Origin of the sequence: Streptomyces niger (assembly GCF_000718305.1) — a bacterium.
Taxonomy (GTDB): domain Bacteria; phylum Actinomycetota; class Actinomycetes; order Streptomycetales; family Streptomycetaceae; genus Streptomyces; species Streptomyces niger.
On sequence record NZ_JOFQ01000023.1, the window covers coordinates 50,623 to 71,808 of the forward strand.

The window sequence follows — 21,186 nt, forward strand, 5'->3', positions numbered from 1 at the left end:
GGTTGTTCCTTCTCTCAGTGGGGTGTTACAGGGAGCTGCCTGCGGCGAGCAGGCTGTCCAGTCCGATGCGGCGGAAGAAGTCGGCGGCGTAAGAAGTCGGCGCGGAGGCGGCCGGCGACCGCGGACACGGCTTCGCTGCCGTCTCGGCTGGGGTCCATGCGGTGCGCAGCGGCCGAGTGCCATACGCCATCGCGACCAGGCGCGCGACGGCTTCAGCGGCCTCGGTCACATCGGCCTCCGAAGGGATGAGCGCGGCCGGGCGCTTGCCCAGATCGCCCATCGGGGGTCGGTGACGCCGGTCGTGGGCTTCCACACAGTCGATGTCGGCGGGCGCCGACGTTGCGTTGACGAAGTGGTGGGTGCCGATGGTGAACGCACCGGGCACCACGAGCGCGGTATCGATGCCGAACGCCAACCATGTGTCCGGCGTTGTACACGACCACGTCCAGCCGGCCGCGCTCGGCGAAGATTCGGTCGACCGCGACGTCGGCGGAGTCCTGGCAGGTGACGTCCAATTCGACGACGTGCACCTCGACCTGGTGGTCGGTGCCATAGCACCCCAGGCCGGCCCGCCGCGGTCGCGTTACGGGGCGTGGTCCGGCGGATGCCCGCGTACACGGTGTGGCCGGCGAGGGCGAGAGCCCGCACGGACAACGCCCCGATGCCGCTGGAGGCCCCGGTGACCGGGACGACCTTTCCGGCGTCGTCGTTCCTCATGACAGGGCCTCTCGTTGATCGATGGGGTGGCTGCGGGCGGTTCGGAACCGACTCCTGTGGTGAATGCGATCAGGCCGCGGTCTCGCCGTCGCCCTGCTGCGTCCTCAACGATCGGCCGGTCCCCCACCTTCAGCCAGGGCTGCGTTTACCCAGGGGATGCCACCCCCTGGCTACGGCCTCGGCGCACGCGCGACCATGGAGGGGTGAACCTTCCAGAACTCGGGGCCTTCCTCAGGACACGCCGCGACCGCATCCGCCCCACCGAGGTCGGCCTCCCCCAAGGCCCGCGCCGGCGCGTGCCCGGGCTGCGCCGCGAGGAAGTGGCCCAGCTGGCAGGGCTGTCAGCCGACTACTACACCGAGCTGGAACGCGGCAGCGCAAAGCACGGCGTGCAGCCCTCGACCCAGACCCTGGCCGCCCTCGCCCGAGCCCTGCGCCTGAACGGCGACGAGCGCGACCACCTGTTTCACCTGGCCGAACGGCCGATCCCTCCGTCAGCGCACGGATCGTCGGCACACGTGCAGCCCGCGCTTCTCGGACTCCTGGACCGGCTGTCCAACACCCCCGCGCGCGTCATCACCGATTTGCACGAAACCCTGGTGGAAAACGACCTGGCCCGGAACCTGCTCGGCAAGTCCCCGACACACCGCGGCCCGGCGGCAAGCTTCGTGTACCGCTGGTTCACCGACCCGCAGGCACGCGAGAGGTACCCGGCCCAGGACCACCCGCACCACTCCCGGGTGTTCGTGGCCGACCTCCAGGCAGCGGCCGCCCGGCGCGGCCGGGACGCGGAGGTCACGAAGATGATCGCTGTGCTACGCCGCCGTAGCCACGAGTTCGCAGCCCTCTGGGACACCCACGACGTCGCGGTGCGCCGCATGGACCACAAGAAGATCGTCCACCCCACGCTCGGCATCATCGAACTCGACTGCTACAACCTGCTCAGCGAGGACGGACGCCAACGCCTGCTGTGGTTCACCGCACCGCCCGGAAGTCCGGGAGCCGAGCAGCTGGAACTGCTGTCCGTCATAGGAACCCAGGACCTGAGCGTCTCCGAGGGCACGGCACCGGAGAGGTTGCCCGCGGCGGAATCCGGATCGCAACGCTGACCCGCGCCGCCGCGGGAGAGCTGCCTGGTTGTGTCACTCTCCGCGGATGTCGTTTCGAAGTGAGCAATTGTCGATTACTCCGTGGCCTGGTGGGCGCGTTGTGCGGGGCGCTGCTCGGCTCGCTGCCCGCTGTCGGGTCGGCCGGTTCCGCGTCCGCCGCCCCCTACGACACGACCTACCACCGCTACCAAGAGAATGTGACCCGGCTGAACCTGCTCAGCGTCACCCATCCTCTGATCGCGCATGCGCGGAGCATCGGTCCGAGCTACGAAGGTCGGAACATCCGCGCTCTGACCTCGGCGACATCGGTGGCCGCAGACCCCGGGTGTTGCTGATCTGTGGTCAGAGTGCCCGAGAGTGGGTTTCGGTGACGGTCTGCATGGGTCTGGCCACCCGCTACGTAGAGGGCTACCGCAGCGACCCGGAGATCAAGAAAGCCGTGGACGCCCACCCGATCGACATCATCCCCATGGCCAACAGATCATGTGGCCGTGGGGCTACACCAGCGCCCTCCAGGACGACAACGACAAGTTCCGGCGTATCGGTACCGCCCTCGCCACCTCGATGAACAAGCCCTACGGCACGCGCTGGACCTCCGGCACCATGGCAAACGTCCAGAACATCCAATCCGGGAACATCACCGACTGGCTGTACGGCACCAAGCAGGCCCTCGCCTACCGCATCGATCTGCGCGACACCGGACAGTACGGCTTCCAGCTTCCGGCTTCGCAGATCAAACCGTCTGTCGACGAAGCCCTGCAGGGCGCTCGAACTCTCATCGCGAACATGTGAGTAGCTGTGCGTGCCGCGACTGCCCTGAACAGCGGGCCCGGTCGCGACGATGCCACATCGGCGTCGTCCGCGCGCACCTGGAGCAGACCGAGCGGCACGGGCGCTGCAGCCGGGAGCCGTACGTCCGCGAACGGGAGCGCGCGCACGGCGTGCACCGGTTCGGGATGGAGTTCGTCGACGCAGCCCTCGCCGCGCAGGAGCGCCGGCCTACCTCCGGCGAGGACGCGGGGTGACCGGCGCGCGGCGTAGCGTCCGAGCAGAAGGCGGTCGTAACGTAGGCGCAAACCGGTGGCGGAGGGGGATGTCGTGACCTCGGTGTGGTGCGTCTTCTGCGAGGAACGCATCTCGCCCCACCTGCTCACGCGGACGAACCTCGGTCACCCTCTCCATACCCGTTGTCACCGGGTATGGAAGGGGTACACGTTCGACGGAGAGAAGGCGGCCGAGCACGAACGGAAGGTCACCCGGAGAAAGCGGCAGCGTCGGGACTGAGCCGGCTGGAACGCTCAGTCACAGCTTTCGATCTCCGCGGATACGCGAGCGAGCCCGGACCGCATCGGTTCGGGCTCGCGGGCTGTTCGGGGCGCGGCTCCTACAGGTCGAACTCCAGGTGCTCGATGTCGGTGAACCGAACCTCCTCCAGGCTCCCGGCGCGGCGGCCGCCGTCCTGGAAGTACACCTCCTTGAGCGCTTCGGCCGCGATCTCCTGGAGTTCGCGCTCGCCGGCGCCGGCCTGCTGGGCGTCGAAGAGGCGGGCGGCGTACTGCGGGGGCAGGGCGACGGTCAGGTGCCGGATGCGGTCCTGGTCGGTGGACCCGATCGGTGCGGTGTAGCCGAGGCGGGCACGGGTGTCGATGACGATGCCGCCGGTGGTCGCCGCCTTCTGCCGGGCCTTGGCGCGGATCTGCGGCTGCCACCGCTTCTTCACCTCGCGCTCCAGGCGCGCGGCGAGGTCCGGGCGGGGCTTTTTGATCTGGTCCTTCACGTACCGCTCGACGGTGCGTTGGGAGATGCGCAGCATCTGGGCGACCGCGCGGGTGCCCTTGAGCTGCTTGACCAGGTACCGCATCTGGGCGCCGGCCGACTTCGGCGCCGGGCGGGTGAACGCCTTCTGCACTGCCTGGTCCAGGCCGTCCCCGAACTCCTTGGCCATCGCCTACCTACTCCCCGTTGTCGACGTCGGTGACGGTGCCGTCCTTGATGTACCGGGCGAGGTTGAGCTCGGGGGCGTCGAACTGCTCCCGTACGCCCTCGCCCCACAGCGTCGTCTGCGTGCCCTCGTGCTTGACCAGGCCGGGGTTCACGCCGAGCTTGAAGCCGCCGGGCAGCGGCTTACCCTCCCGGTAGGGCAGGAAGTCCAGCGGCGAGGTGCCGTTGACGGCGTACACGACGCAGTCGGAGAGGATCGCGACCGGGTACTGACCGGTGAACGCCGCGTGCTTGACGATCTTGCGGTGGAGGTTGATCCGGGTACGGGAGATGACGGCAGCGCGGATGTCGGGGCGCCAGGTGGGCCGGGACAGCGCCCGCCACGGCTGGCCGGGCCGCCAGCCTTCGCCGCGGGGCCGCTCACGCAGCTTGCCCAGGCCGCCCTTGACCGTTGCCTTGATCGCGGACACCACGATCGCCAGCTCCGGATCGCGGCCGCGGTAGCCTTCCATCGCCGCCAGGAAGTCCTCCGGCGACAAATTCGCGTCGACGCCGAGGGCGGCCATCGTGGCGAGATAGGCGTCGCGCAGCCGGGTGTACCAGCCGTCCAGGTAGCGGCCGTTCTCGTACCGGACGTACGCCTCGATCGGGCGCACCTCATAGCCCAGCTCCACGGCGTAGGCGACGGTGGGTGTGGCGTACCAGGCCGGGCCCTGGGGGCGCTCGCCCTTCGGCGTGAAGGGGCTCGGCAGTAGGTCGCCGTCCAGCTCTGCCCACTTGTCCTTGGCGACCTTCACGCGGGAGAGGTCGACGTGGGAGAGGTCGACCAGCCAGGAGCCGGGCAGCTTCGCATCGAAGACCGGGTTCTTGACGTGCGTGGGCGCACCGAGGCCGACGGGCAGGCCGTTGGCGCCGGCGGCGAAGGCGAGGTTCACATCGATGCCGACCAGGTTGCGGTGCAGGCATTCGTCGTCGGTCATCGGGCGCGCCCAGTCGTACGCCTCCTCGAACAGCTTCTCGTCGGGGCCGCGGACGTGGAAGCGCGGCAGGTCCGCCAGCAGCGGGTGTCCGTCGGGGGCCTCGCACGGCGCGCAGTCCACCGGGTCCTTTCCCAGCGAGCCGGGGTTGTGCTCGGCGTGGCGCTTGCCGTCGGCGTCGGGTTCCGAGGCGCGCGTCGGCGGGTGCAGGGCGGTCATCAGTTCCAGGCCGGTCACCGCGGTGGAGCCGCGCGGCGTCATCACCCGGGAGGCGTATGTCCCCAGGACGCGGGCGAGGTCGGCCGGCGGCAGCTGTCCGGCCTGCCCCCAGTGTCGGGAGTCCAGCGCGTGCCAGGAGGGGATGCACAGCTGCACGCAGGCCCGCTCCGAGCCGCGGGCCGGGCGGTAGATCCTCGCCCACGGCCCGAAGCCTCGCTTCGTGAGCTTCCAGTCGGCGCGCGCCAGCTGCTTGACGACCTTGTGGCCCTCCGGGATCCGGCCAGCGAGCCGCTCCTCTTCGCTGAGGGCGGCCGGCAGGCCGTAGCGCTCCAGGGCGGATTCGGTGAGGACCAGCAGCGGATCGGCGTCCTTGCCCGGGCCGGACAGCTTGGGCTGCCCCAGCTTCGCCTCCTTGAGCGTCCAGTCGATCAGAGCCGGGAGGGACTTGGCGGGCACGTCCAGGATCAGGCCGCCGACGCAGTACGCCAGCACCTTCCCGTCCTCGACGTCGACGACCGCCAGCGGCCCGTTCTCAAAGCGCGGGTCGGGGCCTGCCGGGGTGTCGACCGGGGTGCCGGCCGGGGCCGCTTTCCGCGCCCCCGGGCGGCGCGAGGTCGAGGTGCTCCTGGCGGTGCGTGCCGGACGCGATGCGGCCTGCGGAGCAGCGGCAACGGGAGCGGAGGCGGGGGCGAGCTGGGCGGCCTCCTGGGCAGGCTCGGCCGCAGCCTCCGGGGACGTGGCGGTGAGCGTCTCCGGTACCACGGCCGCGGCAGCCGGCTCTTCCGTCGCGCTGGGCGCGGGGTAGAGCTCCGCCAGCTGCTTGAGCAGTCGCGCGTACGCCTCGCGTTCCGGACCGCGCGGCTCGGTCGGCTTCTTGGCCGACTCCCAGCCGGACACCGTGGCCCGGCGCACACTCAACGCGCCGGCCACCTGATCCAGCGTCAGACCGTGTGCCTGGCGCAGCCGCTTGCGCTCCGCCGCCGGCGGCAGCGGAGCGCGGGACGCCACCAGCGCGTCGACCGCGTCGAACAACTCGGACATGAAGCACCTCCTGACCGAGACCCTACCATGCACACCGTACAAGCAGCGTACGTTCTCCGTACAATTCGCGTACATGTGGCGTTCGATGGTTGGCGTGTCACGTGTTCCGGCTGGCTTGGTGGCTGAGCTCGCACCACCGCACACCGGCGCCGGGCGCTGATCCTTACCGTCGTGACCATGGCGAGCGGGGGAAGCTGAGACCGGCCACAGCGCGAACGAAGAGGACCTCACGTCAACGTCGTGACGTGAGGTCCTCACCCTTGCCGTGCGCCACGCAACCGAACACCGACGCAACGAGGAAGGAGATCGAACCGACGGTGCCGACGCATCGAACCGCGACCTCATCGAAGACCAGCAGGCCCGGCAGGGTTTCTCAGCCGATCGTGAGCACGGTGGCCGGGTAGCTGCCCGGAAGGCCGCCGCTGCCGCTCAGGCAGTTGAGGAGGTCGCCGGCGGTCCCAGTGTTGGTCTGCGTGAACGTACTGCCGCGGAACAGGCCACCGGGGACGGTCCCGGTCATGAGGACGACGAAAGTCGTGCCCTCGATGAGGCTGGATTGCACGTTGGCACGGACGGCGGAGGTCTGCCCGGTATTCCAGGTGATGGTGAAGGTGTCCGTCGTGGGGGTGAGCAGTGCCTGGCAGGAGAGCACACCGGTGACAGCAGAAGTGCGCGTGCCCGAGGTCACGCTGGGCTGGCTAGACAGCAGGCAGGGACCGTAGGAGGTGTACAAGACCTGGGCGGTCATCACCTGGTCGGTCGGACTTCGAAGGGGCCCTGGGGCCCGTTGCGGGCCTGCGCCCCTGGTGGTGCCGGTAGCCCGACCATTTCTGCGATCGGAAGGTTCGCTGGCGAAAGAGCGGCCCTTGGCGCTTGACCCACGTGGCACCGGGAGAGCGTGTGACTGTCCCGGGCTTACGTGGTGCGTGCCTGTATGCGCCGTGTGCTCCCCAGACCTTCGTTCGACCGTGCACTCTCAGTATCGCGCTCGTGCCGGCGGGGAAAGATCCGAACCGAGTCATCGTGGAGCAAGGCCACGGAAGCGGGTGGACCGAAGGCAGGACCTCCTGTTCCAGCGGCGCAGCGTAGGCACCGCTGTGGGCGCCGGACCGAGTGAGTCAACGCGTCGTATTGGGGTGATTGGGGTGTGCGCGTACGCGGTGGAGGAGATCCGGCGGCTCTACGACACGATGACTCCGGTCATCCTTGAGGGTCTTGGGCGTACGTACCAGGCGGGCACTCTTCTGACTGCTGGCGACAGCCCGGTACGCGAGACCAATCAGGCCATTGCCGACAGGGCCGGGCTGTGCCCCGGGATGCGGGTGCTCGATGCCGGCTGCGGGGCATGCGGTCCGGCGGTTGACATCGCACGCCACGTGCCCGGGGCATCGATCGAGGCAGTCACCCTGTCGCCCGTGCAGGCCGAGGCTGGACGCGCGCATGTCGCAGCCTGTGGCTTTGGCGACCGTGTCCGCGTCACGGTGGGCGACTATCACCATCTCCCTTTTTCCGACGACACATTCGAGGCGGCCTACTTCGTGGAATCCGCTTGTTACTCCGCCGACCTGGAGTCCCTGTTCCGTGAAACGAGGCGGGTGCTCAAGCCTGACGGCTCCGTGTATGTGAAGGACATCTTCCTGGAGGACAGGCCCCTGAGCCCGGTGGAGACTCAGGCGTTCGCGGAGCTGAACCAGGCTTATCGCAGCGAGATCCGCTCAACGGCCGACTATGTGCGTGCACTGCGCGTCGCCGGCTTCACTCGGATCCGAGTGGGAGACATGGGGGTCTACGGCAACACTGTGTTCAACGCGGCGATGGTACGCAGCGAGGGGGACGGGCCGGCCCTGATGTCATCCGGTGAGCCCGAACTTACTGCATTCGGCAGGGCGCATTGGTATCCCCTCGCCTTGCAGGGCGTCACGCCCGTCCATGTCACGGATATCCGCGCGGAGGCACCCTGCAGCACGACAGTGGTGGAGGGATGACAGACATTCCCACGGAGATGCCCAAGGCCGAGGGCGCGGTCACGAGTCTCGCGAACCTGTCCCCCGAGGCGGCCGGACGCGCGGTGGCGATGGGCGTTGAGGGCGTGCGGGACCTGGTGGAATGCGTGGCGTCCTATGCTCCGCTGTTTCACACGCCTGTCTGCGACGAGGCGATGCTGACGACCACAGCGCTGGCACCGGCGATCATGAGCCCGTGGCTCCCCTACGAGAAGCTGCGTACTACCAGCCGCACCACCTTGTGGGCACTACGCGTTGACTGGGAGATCGACTACGCGGCGGACTCTTACGAAAGTGTCATGGCAGTAGTGCGCCGTTGCATGGCTGCCGTGGAGGAGGGGCACTGCGCCCCGAACGACCGGCTGGCCGGGTTCCTTGTCGATCTCCGCGCTCGCCTGGCCGCCTCCTCGGCGTTCCCCCAGCTCGGCTCAGCCTGGTCACAGGCGTTGCGGCGAGGGCTGGGGGCCATGGCACGGGAGTGGAAATGGCGAACTGCCCAGTCCGCCTCGAAGCGTGATGCTCGGCTGCCGACCTTGGAGCAGTACCTCGACAATGCAGACAGTGCTCTGGTCGTCTTTCTCGCCCTCTCGCACTGGATCTCCACCGATGAACCCGGATTGATCCAGAACATCGACTTGCTGATGGCGGCGGCGTACGAAGTGCAGCGGGCAGCGCGCCTGGTGAACGACTTCGCCACCTACGACCGCGATCGGGCCTGGAAGGACCTCAATGCCCTCCTGCTGCCGGGCGTCACCCAGGATGACGTGGCCCGACGCCTCGGCCACCTACACGCTCACTGTGCCGAGTTGCTGCAGCCGCTGATCGATACGGGCATACGCCAGGCCGTCTACCTCAACCGGTTCCTGAAGTTCATGACGCACTTCCATACCGTCACCGACGCATACGCCATCACCACCACGGAGCCGGAGCGATGATGACGACTCTGCATGCGACCTACCGCAGGGGAAGGCGTGCGGCGTGCGTGGGGTGAGCACCATCGCAGAGCGCGCCGTGGCACGTAGGACCGATGTCACGCGACTTCCGCGCCACATTGGAATCATTCCGGACGGAAACCGGACCTGGGCCCGGAAGCGGAAGAGGCAGAAATCGGACGGGTACCGGCCGGGTCTGGAGAAAACCTTCGAGGTGCTCGAATGGTGCGACGAGGTCGGGATCGAAGTCGTCACCTTTTACACCCTGTCTGCCGGGAACCTCCGCCGTACCACCCCCGAAGTGGAGTTGCTGCTCGCCCACGCCGGGCGCATGGCCCAGGGGCTGGCGGACATGGAGCGCTGGCAGATCAAGCTCGTGGGCTCGCTCGACCTGTTGCCCACCGAGAGCAGAGTCCTCTTCCAGAAGGCGGCCAAGAGAACCGATGCCTGCACCGGCATGACCGTCAACCTCGCCGTGGGCTATACCGGACGTCTGGAGATCGTGCGCGCAGTGCAGAACTTCCTCCGCAGTCCCGCTCTCCGACATCAGACAGATCCCACGGCGATCGCCGATATGCTGACCGCGGAATCCCTTGAGGAACAGCTCGCCACACACGGCCAGCCCGACCCGGACTTGGTGATCCGCACTTCCGGCGAGCAACGCCTGTCGGGGTTTCTCACCTGGCAGGCCGACCAGGCCGAGCTCTATTTCTGCCCGAGGTGCTGGCCTGCCTTCCGCAAGGTCGACTTCCTCCGAGCGCTCCGCTCCTACACGACTCGTGAACGCCGCTTCGGCCTCTGAACCCCAGGCTCTCCCACAAGGCAGCTCCCACGCCCGCTCGGTAACCAGCGCGCCGATCGCGGCCCCGAGGCCCATCGGCTCGCGCCCGTCCCGTCGCACCGCACGCACCGCACGCACCGAGCGCGACTTCGACTGCGCCCTCTGGCCGCCGTTCTTCCGCGCCGCCTCCTTCGCGGAGCGGAGCCCGACCCGGGCCAGGTCGGCGCCGCCAAGCTGCGGGGCCTGGGACATCAGGCAGCCACCTCCCGGCGAACTCCTGGACCAGACGGCGGGCGGACAGCTGCCAGGGGACGGCAGATACGAGCCGCGGTGGCAAAGCTGGGGGAAACTGGTGGTCTGACGCATGCCGCAGCCCCGTCACAACGGGGGAACGTAACGGGGCTGTGCCCAGTCTGTCCTACCGCAAGCACCGAGGAGCGCGGATGCCGCACGGTGCTGGCCACGCCGACGACTTACGTCCCGCTTCAGGCAAGTAGCGCGGTCACGGACGGCCCGTGAGCTTGTCGAGGTCGAGAAGATAGGGCGCGATCAGACCGCGGTAGGCGCTTTTCCGTTCGTTCGGCAGATCTTTCCATCCGGTGATTCGGCGTCGACAGCGAGCGGTACCGCACTGGCAGGGAACGGGGAAATGCTCGATCGTGTAGTTGCGCATGGCGTAGTCGTAGGTGATTTCCTCACCTTCGGTGATCGAGGTACGTGCTATCAGATTGTGGGCACCGGTGGCATTAGGGCGGATGCCGCAGTTGGGGTCGCATGAGTGGTTGGCCATCGGCATGAGGCCGGCATGGAGCACGAACCGGTCGATCCCGATCTGGGAAGCATGGGGAGTATTGCGGTCGAGCTCTGCCTCGATCACCCCGACCAGGACCACCGAACCGGCCGGAAAATCCCGAGCCGCAAACACTCCGACACCGCGGTCACCTGCGTCACGGACGGTGACCAGTTCGTCGTGGTTACCTTGTTTCACCGGTATACCGGACACGGCAAGACAGGTCGCGGCCCCGACTGGATTTTTTCATTCACCTTGCACGTCTCCTTCAAGACCGACAACTGCCTCTACCGCGTGCGTGCCACTGGGCGCCGTCGGCACGAGGGAGGCCGCCGCGAGCAGAAGGCGCATGTCGGGTGGTCTCCATCCCATTTCCTGACCGAATGGGCACCCAGCCGCACCCTGACACCCGCGGAATTCCTCCGATCTAGTGACTGCATTCACCCCAATGGGGTGGCGCTTCTTGCAATCCGCGATCCTCTGAGCGCTCATCGCGACTATTACCTGCCGTAAACGACGATCGAGACGGCGCTTGGAGTAATGAAAGGCGACGGCTCGCCCCTTGCCTGCAGTTATAACTGTGGTATCAAGAGAGATAAGTGCCTTATCGGTGACCAGGCGGGAAAGGTGGGATGCGCAGTGCGGATCCTGGTGTGCGCCCAGCGGGATTTGGTGGTGTGCGTTGCGATGAACCGGCTTTTGCGGCAGCTCACGGCACATACCGTGGAGGTCGCGATGGTGACGATGCGACCCGGCCGCTATCGCGCCGAGGATTCGTTGGAGCGACAGCGCTGGTTCGAGCGAGACCTGCCCAACAGTGGAATCTTCCCTACCCTGGACCTCGCACCCCGCCCTTCAGGAGAATTGCTGACCTTTCAACACCTCTCCCGCGAATTCGAGGTCCCGTTCCACGACATCAAACGAATCAACACCGGCGATGGGCTGGACTTGGTCCAGCGGTTCCAGCCCGAGCTGATCATCTCTCTGCGGTTCGGCCTGATCTTCAAACAACCGGTGTTGTCCGTACCGCCCTTGGGCATCATCAACGCGCACTCAGGGTCGCTGCCTGAGCATCCGGGAGTCGCGGCGCCAGTGCATACCTTGCTCGCCGGAGAAACAAAACTCACCAGTACCCTGCACATGATCGACGAAGGCATCGACAGCGGCCCCATCATCGGCAAGTCCGAGTTGCCATTCGACTCCACACGGTCGCTGTTCTGGCACCTACCCAAGCTCTTCGAGCTCGGTGTCGACATGTACCTGCGCACGCTGCCCGACCTCATGAGCGGCCGGATCACCGCCCAACCACAAGACACGGCGCCAGGCTGTTACCACCCGGAGCCCGCACCAGGAGAGCTCGACGACACCTTCAAGCAACGCGGTCTGCGCTTCTTCGACGAGCGAGACTTCGCCGAGGTCATCGGAAGGTTCGGAGCAGACTGGTCACCCCGCACCAGGCGCACTCTGCTGCGCGCGTACCAAACTTGATCGTCCCGCTCAACACAAGCACCCGCGGCTGTTGCGCCACGCTCTTGTCGGGCCCGGCCCAGCGTGGCCGTGCGGGGCACCTCAGCTTGGCGGCGCCGCCGCTCGGAACGGGGGAATGCGGGGGAATGGGCGTGGAGCTGGCATGCACGGAACCGTAAGGCTCAGGCGTACCGGTCATCCTTCGTCCGCCGAGTCGACGATCCGAGCCTTCTGTCCCTCGGGCCCCACCATCAGCCGGTAGCTGCGCGCGCCAAGCACGGTCGCCGTCGGCCGGTCAGGTCACCTTCCCTCCTGGCTCGGGACGACGAAGGTCAGGGCTCCTGCTGGGCGAGATGGTGTTGCAGGTCGATGTGCCGGAACTGGTAGACCGGCCCGACCTGCCGCAACACTCCACGACTCTCATGAGCGTCCCGAAGAAACGCCATCAGGTCCCGTGGGACCTCACGGCGCACCGTCAGATAGACCCTCGCCATCACGAAGTACACCCAGGCTGTACGTCCCAGCACCAACGTGAGCGCGCCCACGGTGCCCAGAGCGAACCCGAACGCAAGAGGGCCCGGTGTGACCTCGAACGCCAGCCAGTTCGCGAGCGCGACCAAGAATTCGCCGCCGAGCACGGTCGCGATACACGTCGCACGGTCGCGATACACGTCCGGCGATCGGAGCGGAGCAGCACTGCTGGGGCGACGTTGGCGGTCAAATCGGGTCTCGCGGTCTCGAAACTGCCCACGAGCCCGATCACGAACGCGCCCCCGAATCCGGCTACCGCCCCGCCCACGTGCCCGTCTATGAGCCCCGCCACGAGCCCGGCCGAAAGCCCGAACGCAAGGCTGACTGCAAGCCCGCGCCCGCTGGGGGACCAGCGCAGCCGTGTACGGGGGCAGGTGGCATTGACCGTTCCGCGTACGCCGCCCTTGAGTGTGCGGTGCGGCACAGCAGCCACCGTTGTGCCGTTTCGTGAAGGGGAAGTCGCGCAGGATACTCCGTATGACGGCATTCGCAGAGCTGCTCCGCTCCTTCGCCCGCACCCGCGCCTCTCTCGACGGCGAGGAGGTCACATACTGGTGGTCCGGGGACGTGTACTCCTGGGCGCCCGACGAGCCCTACCAGCGCGTCTTCGGCTTCGAAGGACTCAACGTGGCCCGTCTTGTCCAGGCCCCGGAAGGCAGCCCGGACACCTATCATCTGCTCACCCGCGAAGCCGCCTTCTACCTGGACCCCGTCACGCGCGAAGTCCTGGAGACCTGGGAGGACTTGCCGGTGGTGCACATCTGGAACGACCCGGCGAACCAGAAGTGGCGGCCCTTCCCCATCCCGACGACCGACCTCGGAGAGAAGATCTCCTTCAACCTGGAGATCCCGCTCGCCTACCCCTCCCCGCTGCCGGTGGCCCAGTACCCCGCCCACTCGGCTGACGACACCTACAAGGCCCTGGAACTCTTCCAGTTCTTCGCGGACCGGACCGACCTGGCCGGCCCGGCGCCCAGCATCCCGGCCACCATGTCGTGGATGCGGATGTCCCCGTGGCTGCCGTGGATGGCCCGCGGCCAGCGGCCCGGCGGCCTCACCTACCACTGCCGGGGCCGCAAACTCGACTCGTACGCCGAGGTCCCCGAGCGCACGCGTGCCTACATCGCCGACCACAACCCGAAGTTCGCTCAGGCCCCGGAGAAGTGGAGCGAGCCGAACGAGACCAGCTGGACGTACTTCCGCAAACTCAACCCGCCGCAGTAGCCGCGGTCACCACTCGCCCCGGAACAGGCCGATGCCGTCGGGGGATACGCCTCGTCCAGCGTTGGTCGCCGTGGGAAGCCGGCGAAGAGCCGCCTCATCGCGGAGATGATCGCCCGCCGGGCCGGGTCCGTCTCGTTCCCGATCGGACTTTGATCATGGGTGGGGACTGGTCATGGTGCAAAGGCTCCTTGCTGGTGGACCTCCTCTTGAACACCCACTCTGCCGCTGGCAACGGCGCGGCCGCAGCAGGCCCAGGTCCTGGCGCATGCGAGCCTGGTCCGCGATGACGTGGGCGTCCTTGGCGTCGGTCTTGCTCTGGCCCCGGTAGCCGGCCGAGGCGCGGTGGACGGCCAGGCCGGTGAGGTAGACCATCGGCTGGCCGAGGCCGTGACCGAGGCCGTGACCGAGGCCGTGACCGAGGCCGTGACCGTGGCCGGGCAGGAGCCCGATGAGCAGGGCGGCGCTGCCGTGGTTGGTGTCCATCGCCCACAGCACCTCACCCCGTCGGCGAGGGCGAGCACGTCACGGAGCAGTTCCAGCAGCTCGCGCTCGTCGTTACCCAAGGCCCCTCGGGCCCACCGATCCTACGAATGACCGTTGCGCAGCCCGCGGCAGAAGGGTATCGGAGACAGAGGGCAAGCTCAGGGCCGGTGCGGAAAGTTGAATTTCGAAGGTGGCTGATCGGCCGAGGAGTTGGTGCCCCACCGCACGTCGATGCGGTCCAACCATGCGTCTTGGTCGTCGGCCAGTGGTCGCTGCAGGGGAAGCGAGAGGAACCGGCAGGCGAACGCGAGACCAGCATCCTGTCCGTCGCCGTGCACGTCGTACTCCCACTCATCAGGGGTGTCCGCCGGTACCTGGAGATGGAAGAAACTCGTTCGTCGTGGCTGTCCCGTGTCGGGGTGGGGCTTGTCCTCCACCACGATGTGCCGGACCACTGTGGCTGTCAGCAGACCGGTTTCCTCGGCGACCTCTCGAAGAACCGCTTCCTCCAACCCTTCGTCCGGTCTGACTCCCCCCGCCGGGACCTGAGTGCCAGCCTGCGGCATGCCCACGTGATCGAACACCAGCAGTTGAGGAACGTCGTGATGCCGGATCACGTAGGCAGCGACACGGATGCGGGGCTGGGCCACCCCGGCATTGTCCGTCATGACGTACCTTGCGATCGCCGGTGAGGCAGCGTCCCTGCTCTCGCAGGGTATGGGCGCCACCTCCGACCCACCGTCGGAGGTCTTCGCGCAGCTTTTCACCGTGGCTGACCGAGGCCGTCCCAGGTACAGATGACTGCGCGAGACCGTTCCGCGCAGGTGAGCATGTGTCGGGACGGCCAGGGAAGCCCCGGCCGGCGGGATGGCTGCCAGGGTCCAAGCGACACCCCTTCGACGGCCGGGGCCCCGCTCCGCTGGCCCCGATGAGTCATGGGCGGCGGAGCGTTCTTCAAGTCGATTGCGGAATTGTGCAATTGCTTAAATGCTAGTGCTTGCAAGCCATCCTGGGTAGTGCTCCGCCACCGGTATTCATCGGCACGGGCACACGGTGGGACAGTGTCCTCAAGGAGTGCGGCAACGGTTACGCCAAGCGCGGACGGTGGTGGACTCGTCGCACGGAAGTGACGGACGGGAGATGGCCACGATGCGGGTGCCCCTCTACCAGGCGAAGGCCGAGTTCTTCCGGATGCTGGGGCATCCGGTGCGGATCCGGGTGCTGGAGCTGCTTCAGAACGGCCCGCTGCCGGTCCGGGACCTGTTGGCGGCGATCGACATCGAGCCGCCCAGCCTCTCCCAGCACCTGGCGGTGTTGCGACGTTCGGGCATCGTCATCGCCACCCGGCAGGGTTCAACGGTGATCTACGCGCTGGCAGGCGGCGACGTTGCGGAGCTGCTGCGGGCCGCCCGGCGCATCCTCACCGAGCTGCTGGCCGGGCAGAGCGAACTGCTGGAAGAGTTGCGCGAGGTGGAGGCCACCACTCCGTGACATTCCACGGACCACGCCCACCCGCGGCGGAGTGGTGCGTTGGCCGGCCTGCTCGATGGGCACCGTGGTCGACACCCTGGGTGCCGGCCTCGGCTCGGATGCCGCCGTGCCCGGGCCACCTGCAGTCGCCCCAGGGGGTGAGCGACGGTCGCACTCACTCGGCGAGAGCATCGTCGACCCGCCGCCGACACGTTGACCTGACCGAACTGCGCACGTCGCTGGGCCCAGATCGCCATGAGGGCGGGGTTTCCGGACCGGGAGCCGCCGCCGGCCGGCGGCTCCGAGGAGACGTACGCGCTGATCTTTGCGACGAGCCAGTCGGCGAGCACGAGGCCGTCTTGCCTGACAAGCGAACGCCGATCACGCTGGCAGCGACGACTGGCCGACGGCGCCGGCAGAGGGGAAGTGTTGGATGAACTCCGCCTCAGGATCGCTCCCTGTTGCGCGCCGCCGGTGCCGTTCTCGAGCACCGCCTCTGGCAGGCAGGTTCGCCGCCGTTGCCGACTTCCTGACAACGGCGGCCCGCGCGGAGTGTCGCGGTCCGGTTCCTCACCGGCCCGGGCCCGCTACCCCACCAGCCCCTCCTTACACCCACGAAAGCATCCCGGGATCATGTCCTTGCCTCCACGGCAACGTACCTCTCGCCTGCCGTGGTCGCAGCCGCAGCCTCAGCCGTAGCGTGACTGGGCTGTGGCGTCTCGAGGGTCTCCTACACCCCTCGGCCGGGTTTGGGACGTGCTGGTCACCGCCAGGACACCAACGGCAGGTCGTGTCGCTCGGCCAGCGGGGAGACTTGCCGTAGCGCTCCGAGCTGCACCACCTGGCCGGGAAGTGGTGAGCGCCGTTCACGGGCCAGCCAGCCCGCACTACCCCGAGCCGCCCAGGACCAGCTCGCCGCCGCAGCCGCCAGGGCAAACGCAGAGCCGACATTCGTATCACACCACCCGGCCGCAATCTCGGACCTGCAGCACTCAGCGCCAGCCCCCCGACCAACCACTGAAAGCACGCCATGTGCCACTCGCTCCCCAGACCTAGGAGCAGCACACAATGGACACATCACACCCCGCGACGACACTTCTGCGCGCGCAGTGGACGACCCGGCCGCCCGGTCTGCGGCTGACCGGCGCCATCGAACCAGCCAGTCACGCAGCCTTGGAACGCCACCTCGCGGACCTGCTCTCCCGGTTCCCCGGACGGCGGGCCGTGCACATCGACCTCACCGGCGTCCACTCCCTCGACCTCGTCGGCACCGCGTTACTGATCGCCACCCGTAACGCGCTACGACGACACGACCGCGACCTGCACCTGCGCCTGCCCGCCGACTGGACAGGAACCTCTGGCGGAGCACCATGAAGCCACGCCCTCCAAGCGCGGCAGCAACGCGCCTGCCCGGTGTCTCCCGACCGGCGCCCCGGGAGAGCCACCAAGACCTGAGAGACACCAAGACCTCATCGAGCGGCGGCGCGGCGGGCGCGGGGGCTCGCCGACCGGCTCTCGATCTCGGCCAGCTCCACAGGAACCACTGTGACTCTGTCCGTGAGGCTTTCTCCGGGAGCGAGACCGGACGCGACACGATCGGACGGCACGGCGGTCGCCGGGTAGAGAGCAGCGAGTGGGGCGAGTGCGGCGGCGATCCGCTACCTCGGCACTCATGGTCATCTACGGGGCGCCAAAGCAACCGTGGAACACGGCATGCGTGGTGCGCGCAACACACGAAGGCCGGGACCGTCTCTCATAGACTTTCATAGACGTTGCCCTGTCCGAACCACCAGACGTCACCGCGGGCGGTGGGCGGCTCCGAACCGCCAGACGTCATCGCGGGCGGTGGGTGACAGGGAGCGACTGGCTTCTCCCGGGCCTGCGTTGTCGCCATCGTCCCCCCGCCGGCGGGCGAGTTCTTCGTCCATACCGGTCTCCCCCGGTGACCAGCGCGTTGTGGCCCTGGCACGAGAAGACCCTCCGGCGGAGGGTCTCTGCTTCAGGCCGGGGGCTCCGGCTGCGGAACGATCGTGCGGGCGCGCAGTTCTTCGTTGATGCGCTGGGCCTCTTCGAGCTGGTCCTCGAGGATGATGATGCGGCAGGCCGCTTCGATCTGGGTACCGGCATCGACGAGTTCGCGGGCGCGCGCGGCGATGCGCAGCTGGTAGCGGGAATAGCGGCGGTGGCCGCCCTCGGAACGCAACGGTGTTATCAGGCGGTGCTCGCCGAGAGTACGGAGAAAGGCGGGGGTAGTGCCGAGCATTTCGGCGGCCCGGCCCATGGTGTAGGCGGGGTAATCGTCGTCGTCGAACTTGTCGACGAGGTGGGTACTGCGAGGGGGCATAGACCTCTTCTTCCGGGGACACGTCCGAGGGGCCCGGGTGCCGTACGGCACCCGGGCCCCGAGCGTTCAACACCATCTACCGGCCGACTTCACGCCGGCCTTCGTATTCCGCCTGTCCGCCTGGGAGGGCGGAGCTGCGGGGATCGCGGATTCTCGACCGGGGACCACCTTCCGTTCCGGGGTCTGCGGTACCCGAGCGGAGCCTTCCTCGCCCGGGCGATCCTGATGGTGCCTGCTCCTTACCTCTTTCACTTACGCGGTTGCACTGCTCGATCCTGCGGTCTTGCATGCGGCCCCTTTGAGCCGCTCGGCCCGGCAACCAGCCACGGAACCCACCATCTCCGGCCCCGCCACTCCGCTGCCGTTCCGGTGCGCGGCAGGTCGTCTCTGCCGCACCCTCTTCGACTTCCTGAGTACGAGGAAAACGTTACCGTCGCCACCCATCCATGTCTACCGTCGCCACCACAGATTTACTCCATCGGTAGGACAGGCCAACCTGTCTCGACGACACCCGGACCGCGACCTTCCTTCCTTGGCTGACCAGGACGCCCCTTCAGAGGGCCGGAGACCTCGCGTCGTACAGCGGCTTGGTTCCAGCGAGGGCCAGGCGTCGGTCTTCGCCGCCGGCCGCTGCTGACCGGGCTGCTGTTGCCGCGTACCGGGCGAGCCAGAGGGAGTCAGGGGGAGCCAGACTGTCGACCTGGGCGGCTGCATCTGGGTGAGCACGGGCCAGATGACGATCGGCCCAGCTGGCGCCCACATTGCGGGCTGTTTCGGTCAGGCCGGTCCCCCATCCGGCGGGCTGTTTCGGTCAGGCCGGTTCCCCATCCGGCGAGCTGTTTCGATCAGACCGGTCTCCCATCCGGCGAGCTGCTGTCGCACCTGCCACAGCAACACCGGAGAAGCCAGGACCTGTTCCGGGCCGGGCGCGGGAGGGTTGGGGGCGTTGGGGTACTCGTACCGGGCTTCGCGCAAGGCGTCGTCTTTGGCGTTGAGGGCCGCCTCGGCAACAAGGAACAACGCCGGGTTGTGGGCGCCGGTGCTGGGCAAGGACGGCCGGTCGGCCGGGGGCACAGGCACCCCTCTCGAAGCGTCATCACATAGACGACATCATGTTTGTCATCAATAGGATGACGTGTTACAACGGTGTCAGTGAGGCGCATTGGCAGCAACTGCCTGAAGCCGCTGGAGGTGTTTTCACGATGTTGATGCGCACTGACCCCTTCCGTGAGCTGGACCGGCTGGCACAGCAGCTGATGGGCCCGGGTACCTGGTCGAAGCCGTCGGCGATGCCGATGGACGCCTACCGCGAGGGCGACGAGTATGTGGTGGCCTTCGATCTTCCCGGCGTCACCGCGGACGCAATCGATATCGACGTCGAGCGGAACATGCTGACGGTCAAGGCCGAGCGTCGGCCGGCGGCGACGGCCGACGACGTGCAGATGGAGCTGTCCGAGCGGCCACTGGGCGTCTTCTCCCGCCAGATCGTGCTCGCCGACACCCTCGACACCGAGCACATCGAGGCCGCCTACGACGCGGGCGTGCTCACCCTGCGGATCCCGATCGCCGAGCGTGCCAAGCCCCGCAAGATTTCCATCGGCGTCGGATCCGGACACAAGGAGATCTCCGGCTGACACCGCTGACACCGGCGACATCCCGGACGGGTGCGGAGGACGAGCACCTGCTCTCCTCCGCCCTCCGCACCCCTGCGGGCAGTCCGAAGAAGAAGGGGGTGGCGGCCGAAATGCCTCTGCGACGCGCAGCATTCCTCGACCGCGTCAAAGAACGCGGCAAGTACGACAGCCGCAGCGAGGCGGACCGTGCGGCCCGCGTGGTGCTCGCCCTGCTCGGCGCGCACCTGGTCGGCGAGGCCCGCGCCCAGCTCGCGGCGCGCCTGCCGGAGGACTTCGCCCTGATCCTGCTCAACCCGCTGCAGAGCGCCGAACCGCTGTCCCCGGAGCGGTTCGTCCGGGCGACCGCAGCCTGGATCGAGGGCGCCACCGAGCAGACCGCGACCTGGGACGTCAGCGCCGTGCTGGCCACCGTCGCCGACGCCGCCGACGAGGACCTGCTGGACCAGATCCTGCTCCAGCTTCCCGACGGCTACGACCTGCTCTTCGGCCGTCCCCAAGCCACCTGACCCAGACCTCCGTCCCCGACCCACCTGACCCAGACCTCCGCCCCCGACCCACCTGACCCAGACCTCCGCCCCCGACCCACCTGACCCAGACCTCGGTGCCACACACCGGCACCACCGTGCCATACACCCGGCACCACCCCACCCGGCTCCACGAAAGGCATGCACCGCAGTGATCACCGACGTGCGCGTACCGCTTGAGCATCAGCAGCTGCACGAAACGGCGTATGAGCAGATGCTGGAGAAGGTCCGCTACGAAGGCGCCTACCCCACCCGGGAGAGAGCCGAGGAATCCGTCCGTCTGGTCCTGGCGGGGCTGGGACGTCAGCTGACCGGGGATGAGCGCGTCGACCTGGCCGCCTGCCTGCCCTTGGAGGCCGCACGCGTCCTGACCGCGCAGATCCCTGACACACAGCCACTGACCGGATCGGCCTTCGTCAAGGACCTCGCCGCACGCTCCGGCGCTTCCCTGGCCACCACCCGGTGGGACACCGGTTCCGTCTTCGCGGCCGTCGCGGCCCATGCCGGCCCCGACCTCATCACCCGCATCCTCCATCAACTCCCCGCCGGTTACGCGCTGTTGTTCGGCCGCGCCGAACTCACCCCGGCCGCGCAAACGGGACACCGGCACCCGGAGGCGTAACACCGGAGGTGTAACAAGAGCCGCCCCGCTCCCCACCGGCCATCCTCGTCATCGGTGAAGTCCCCATCCGCTCCCGGTTACACGGCGACGCCCACGCGGCCACCCCTTAGCGGTACTCGGCCGCCGCCCTGCGCCGGGTCAGCCGACTGCCGGTCCGTCGAGGGGTCGTTCGTGCCCGAACCCACGCTGAATGAGCCATATCCTCGCCCGGCAGGCGCTACCGAAGGTCCTCAGCTGCCCACAAGGCTCGAAGCATCGCCATCTCCTGCGGCGGCCGAGCCAACCGCTCAGGCGCGGCCGCCGACGACGTGGCGACGGGGCGGGGACGTGGGTGGGCCGTGGTGCTGGGACGGCAACGGCGGCACGGCGGTCGCAGT

The 21,186-nt window shown here is 68.0% G+C and carries 21 protein-coding genes and 3 pseudogenes; 14 read left to right on the forward strand and 10 right to left on the reverse strand.

What is annotated here, in order from left to right; genetic code table 11:
* Positions 1-25: 25 nt before the first annotated feature.
* Positions 26-415, reverse strand: a complete 390-nt coding sequence (locus tag IF20_RS40210; protein ID WP_234426892.1) for a hypothetical protein — start codon at positions 413-415, stop codon at positions 26-28.
* A gap of 505 nt (positions 416-920) precedes the next feature.
* Here IF20_RS40210 and IF20_RS31235 point away from each other — a divergent pair.
* The 4 genes and pseudogenes from IF20_RS31235 to IF20_RS39470 all read left to right on the forward strand — a co-directional run bounded on the left by IF20_RS31235 (position 921) and on the right by IF20_RS39470 (position 2,851).
* Positions 921-1,826 (forward strand): helix-turn-helix transcriptional regulator, encoded by a 906-nt coding sequence (locus IF20_RS31235; protein ID WP_052868757.1) that lies wholly within the window; start codon positions 921-923, stop codon positions 1,824-1,826.
* 46 nt (positions 1,827-1,872) lie between these two features.
* Positions 1,873-2,276: pseudogene (locus tag IF20_RS41000) on the forward strand (M14 family zinc carboxypeptidase); the annotation flags it as partial.
* The gene (locus IF20_RS31240; RefSeq protein WP_267881147.1) at positions 2,184-2,618 is read left to right on the forward strand and encodes a M14 family zinc carboxypeptidase; all 435 of its coding nucleotides are present in this window, start codon (positions 2,184-2,186) and stop codon (positions 2,616-2,618) included. The pseudogene IF20_RS41000 and the gene IF20_RS31240, both read left to right, overlap by 93 nt.
* Positions 2,615-2,851 (forward strand): hypothetical protein, encoded by a 237-nt coding sequence (locus IF20_RS39470; protein ID WP_052868759.1) that lies wholly within the window; start codon positions 2,615-2,617, stop codon positions 2,849-2,851. Before IF20_RS31240 ends, IF20_RS39470 begins: the two co-directional genes overlap by 4 nt.
* Positions 2,852-3,210: 359 nt before the next feature.
* Here the strand turns inward: IF20_RS39470 and tpg are convergent, their stop codons facing one another.
* The 3 genes from tpg to IF20_RS31260 all read right to left on the reverse strand — a co-directional run bounded on the left by tpg (position 3,211) and on the right by IF20_RS31260 (position 6,752).
* Complete coding sequence (gene tpg / locus IF20_RS31250) at positions 3,211-3,771, reverse strand: telomere-protecting terminal protein Tpg (RefSeq protein WP_052868760.1); 561 nt, start codon at positions 3,769-3,771, stop codon at positions 3,211-3,213.
* A gap of 7 nt (positions 3,772-3,778) precedes the next feature.
* Positions 3,779-6,004, reverse strand: a complete 2,226-nt coding sequence (tap, locus tag IF20_RS31255) for a telomere-associated protein Tap (RefSeq protein WP_052868761.1) — start codon at positions 6,002-6,004, stop codon at positions 3,779-3,781.
* 373 nt (positions 6,005-6,377) lie between these two features.
* Positions 6,378-6,752 carry a hypothetical protein gene (locus tag IF20_RS31260; protein WP_052868762.1) on the reverse strand — a complete coding sequence of 125 codons (375 nt, stop codon included), beginning with the start codon at positions 6,750-6,752 and terminating at the stop codon, positions 6,378-6,380.
* Between the two features lie 412 nt (positions 6,753-7,164).
* Between IF20_RS31260 and IF20_RS31265 the strand changes: the two genes are divergently transcribed.
* The 3 genes from IF20_RS31265 to uppS are packed head-to-tail and all read left to right on the forward strand — an operon-like array spanning position 7,165 to position 9,741.
* Positions 7,165-7,989 (forward strand): class I SAM-dependent methyltransferase, encoded by an 825-nt coding sequence (locus IF20_RS31265; protein ID WP_199896830.1) that lies wholly within the window; start codon positions 7,165-7,167, stop codon positions 7,987-7,989.
* Positions 7,986-8,942, forward strand: coding sequence for a terpene synthase family protein (locus tag IF20_RS31270; RefSeq protein WP_052868764.1), 957 nt, complete (start codon positions 7,986-7,988; stop codon positions 8,940-8,942). The genes IF20_RS31265 and IF20_RS31270 overlap by 4 nt, the downstream gene beginning before the upstream one ends.
* Positions 8,943-8,994: 52 nt before the next feature.
* Positions 8,995-9,741 (forward strand): polyprenyl diphosphate synthase, encoded by a 747-nt coding sequence (gene uppS / locus IF20_RS31275; RefSeq protein ID WP_052868811.1) that lies wholly within the window; start codon positions 8,995-8,997, stop codon positions 9,739-9,741.
* A gap of 481 nt (positions 9,742-10,222) precedes the next feature.
* Here uppS and IF20_RS31280 read toward each other — a convergent pair whose 3' ends face one another.
* Positions 10,223-10,708, reverse strand: a complete 486-nt coding sequence (locus tag IF20_RS31280) for an SET domain-containing protein-lysine N-methyltransferase (RefSeq protein WP_052868812.1) — start codon at positions 10,706-10,708, stop codon at positions 10,223-10,225.
* A 441-nt stretch (positions 10,709-11,149) separates the two neighbouring features.
* Between IF20_RS31280 and IF20_RS31285 the strand changes: the two genes are divergently transcribed.
* Positions 11,150-11,998: a formyltransferase family protein gene (locus IF20_RS31285; protein WP_052868765.1), complete on the forward strand. Its 849-nt coding sequence runs from the start codon at positions 11,150-11,152 to the stop codon at positions 11,996-11,998.
* A 311-nt stretch (positions 11,999-12,309) separates the two neighbouring features.
* Here IF20_RS31285 and IF20_RS31290 read toward each other — a convergent pair whose 3' ends face one another.
* Complete coding sequence (locus tag IF20_RS31290) at positions 12,310-12,648, reverse strand: hypothetical protein (protein WP_199896832.1); 339 nt, start codon at positions 12,646-12,648, stop codon at positions 12,310-12,312.
* Positions 12,649-12,985: 337 nt separating this feature from the next.
* Between IF20_RS31290 and IF20_RS31295 the strand changes: the two genes are divergently transcribed.
* Complete coding sequence (locus IF20_RS31295) at positions 12,986-13,732, forward strand: DUF1838 family protein (RefSeq protein ID WP_052868767.1); 747 nt, start codon at positions 12,986-12,988, stop codon at positions 13,730-13,732.
* A 240-nt stretch (positions 13,733-13,972) separates the two neighbouring features.
* On the opposite strand, the pseudogene IF20_RS40780 reads toward IF20_RS31295, so the two are convergent.
* A pseudogene (locus IF20_RS40780) lies at positions 13,973-14,295 on the reverse strand (IS110 family transposase); the annotation flags it as partial.
* A 78-nt stretch (positions 14,296-14,373) separates the two neighbouring features.
* Positions 14,374-14,883, reverse strand: a complete 510-nt coding sequence (locus IF20_RS31305) for an NUDIX hydrolase (protein WP_052868769.1) — start codon at positions 14,881-14,883, stop codon at positions 14,374-14,376.
* 481 nt (positions 14,884-15,364) lie between these two features.
* On the opposite strand from IF20_RS31305, the gene IF20_RS31310 reads away from it, so the two are divergent.
* Both IF20_RS31310 and IF20_RS31315 read left to right on the forward strand, forming a co-directional pair.
* On the forward strand, positions 15,365-15,706 hold the full coding sequence (locus IF20_RS31310; RefSeq protein WP_052868813.1) for an ArsR/SmtB family transcription factor: 342 nt from the start codon (positions 15,365-15,367) through the stop codon (positions 15,704-15,706).
* A 1,047-nt stretch (positions 15,707-16,753) separates the two neighbouring features.
* Positions 16,754-17,059, forward strand: a complete 306-nt coding sequence (locus tag IF20_RS31315) for an STAS domain-containing protein (protein WP_052868770.1) — start codon at positions 16,754-16,756, stop codon at positions 17,057-17,059.
* 625 nt (positions 17,060-17,684) lie between these two features.
* Here the strand turns inward: IF20_RS31315 and IF20_RS31320 are convergent.
* Together IF20_RS31320 and IF20_RS39475 are read right to left on the reverse strand one after the other, a co-directional pair.
* Positions 17,685-18,029, reverse strand: a complete 345-nt coding sequence (locus IF20_RS31320) for a MerR family transcriptional regulator (protein WP_052868771.1) — start codon at positions 18,027-18,029, stop codon at positions 17,685-17,687.
* A gap of 822 nt (positions 18,030-18,851) precedes the next feature.
* Positions 18,852-19,103 (reverse strand): annotated as a pseudogene (locus IF20_RS39475) (type III effector protein); the annotation flags it as partial.
* A gap of 128 nt (positions 19,104-19,231) precedes the next feature.
* Between IF20_RS39475 and IF20_RS31325 the strand changes: the two are divergent.
* The 3 genes from IF20_RS31325 (at position 19,232) to IF20_RS31335 (ending at position 20,809) form a co-directional block, all read left to right on the forward strand.
* Entirely contained in the window at positions 19,232-19,663 is a 432-nt protein-coding gene (locus tag IF20_RS31325; RefSeq protein ID WP_052868772.1) for an Hsp20/alpha crystallin family protein, read from the forward strand.
* Between the two features lie 110 nt (positions 19,664-19,773).
* Positions 19,774-20,169 (forward strand): DUF2267 domain-containing protein, encoded by a 396-nt coding sequence (locus IF20_RS31330; RefSeq protein WP_052868814.1) that lies wholly within the window; start codon positions 19,774-19,776, stop codon positions 20,167-20,169.
* 169 nt (positions 20,170-20,338) lie between these two features.
* On the forward strand, positions 20,339-20,809 hold the full coding sequence (locus tag IF20_RS31335; RefSeq protein WP_052868773.1) for a DUF2267 domain-containing protein: 471 nt from the start codon (positions 20,339-20,341) through the stop codon (positions 20,807-20,809).
* Positions 20,810-21,186 lie beyond the last annotated feature (377 nt).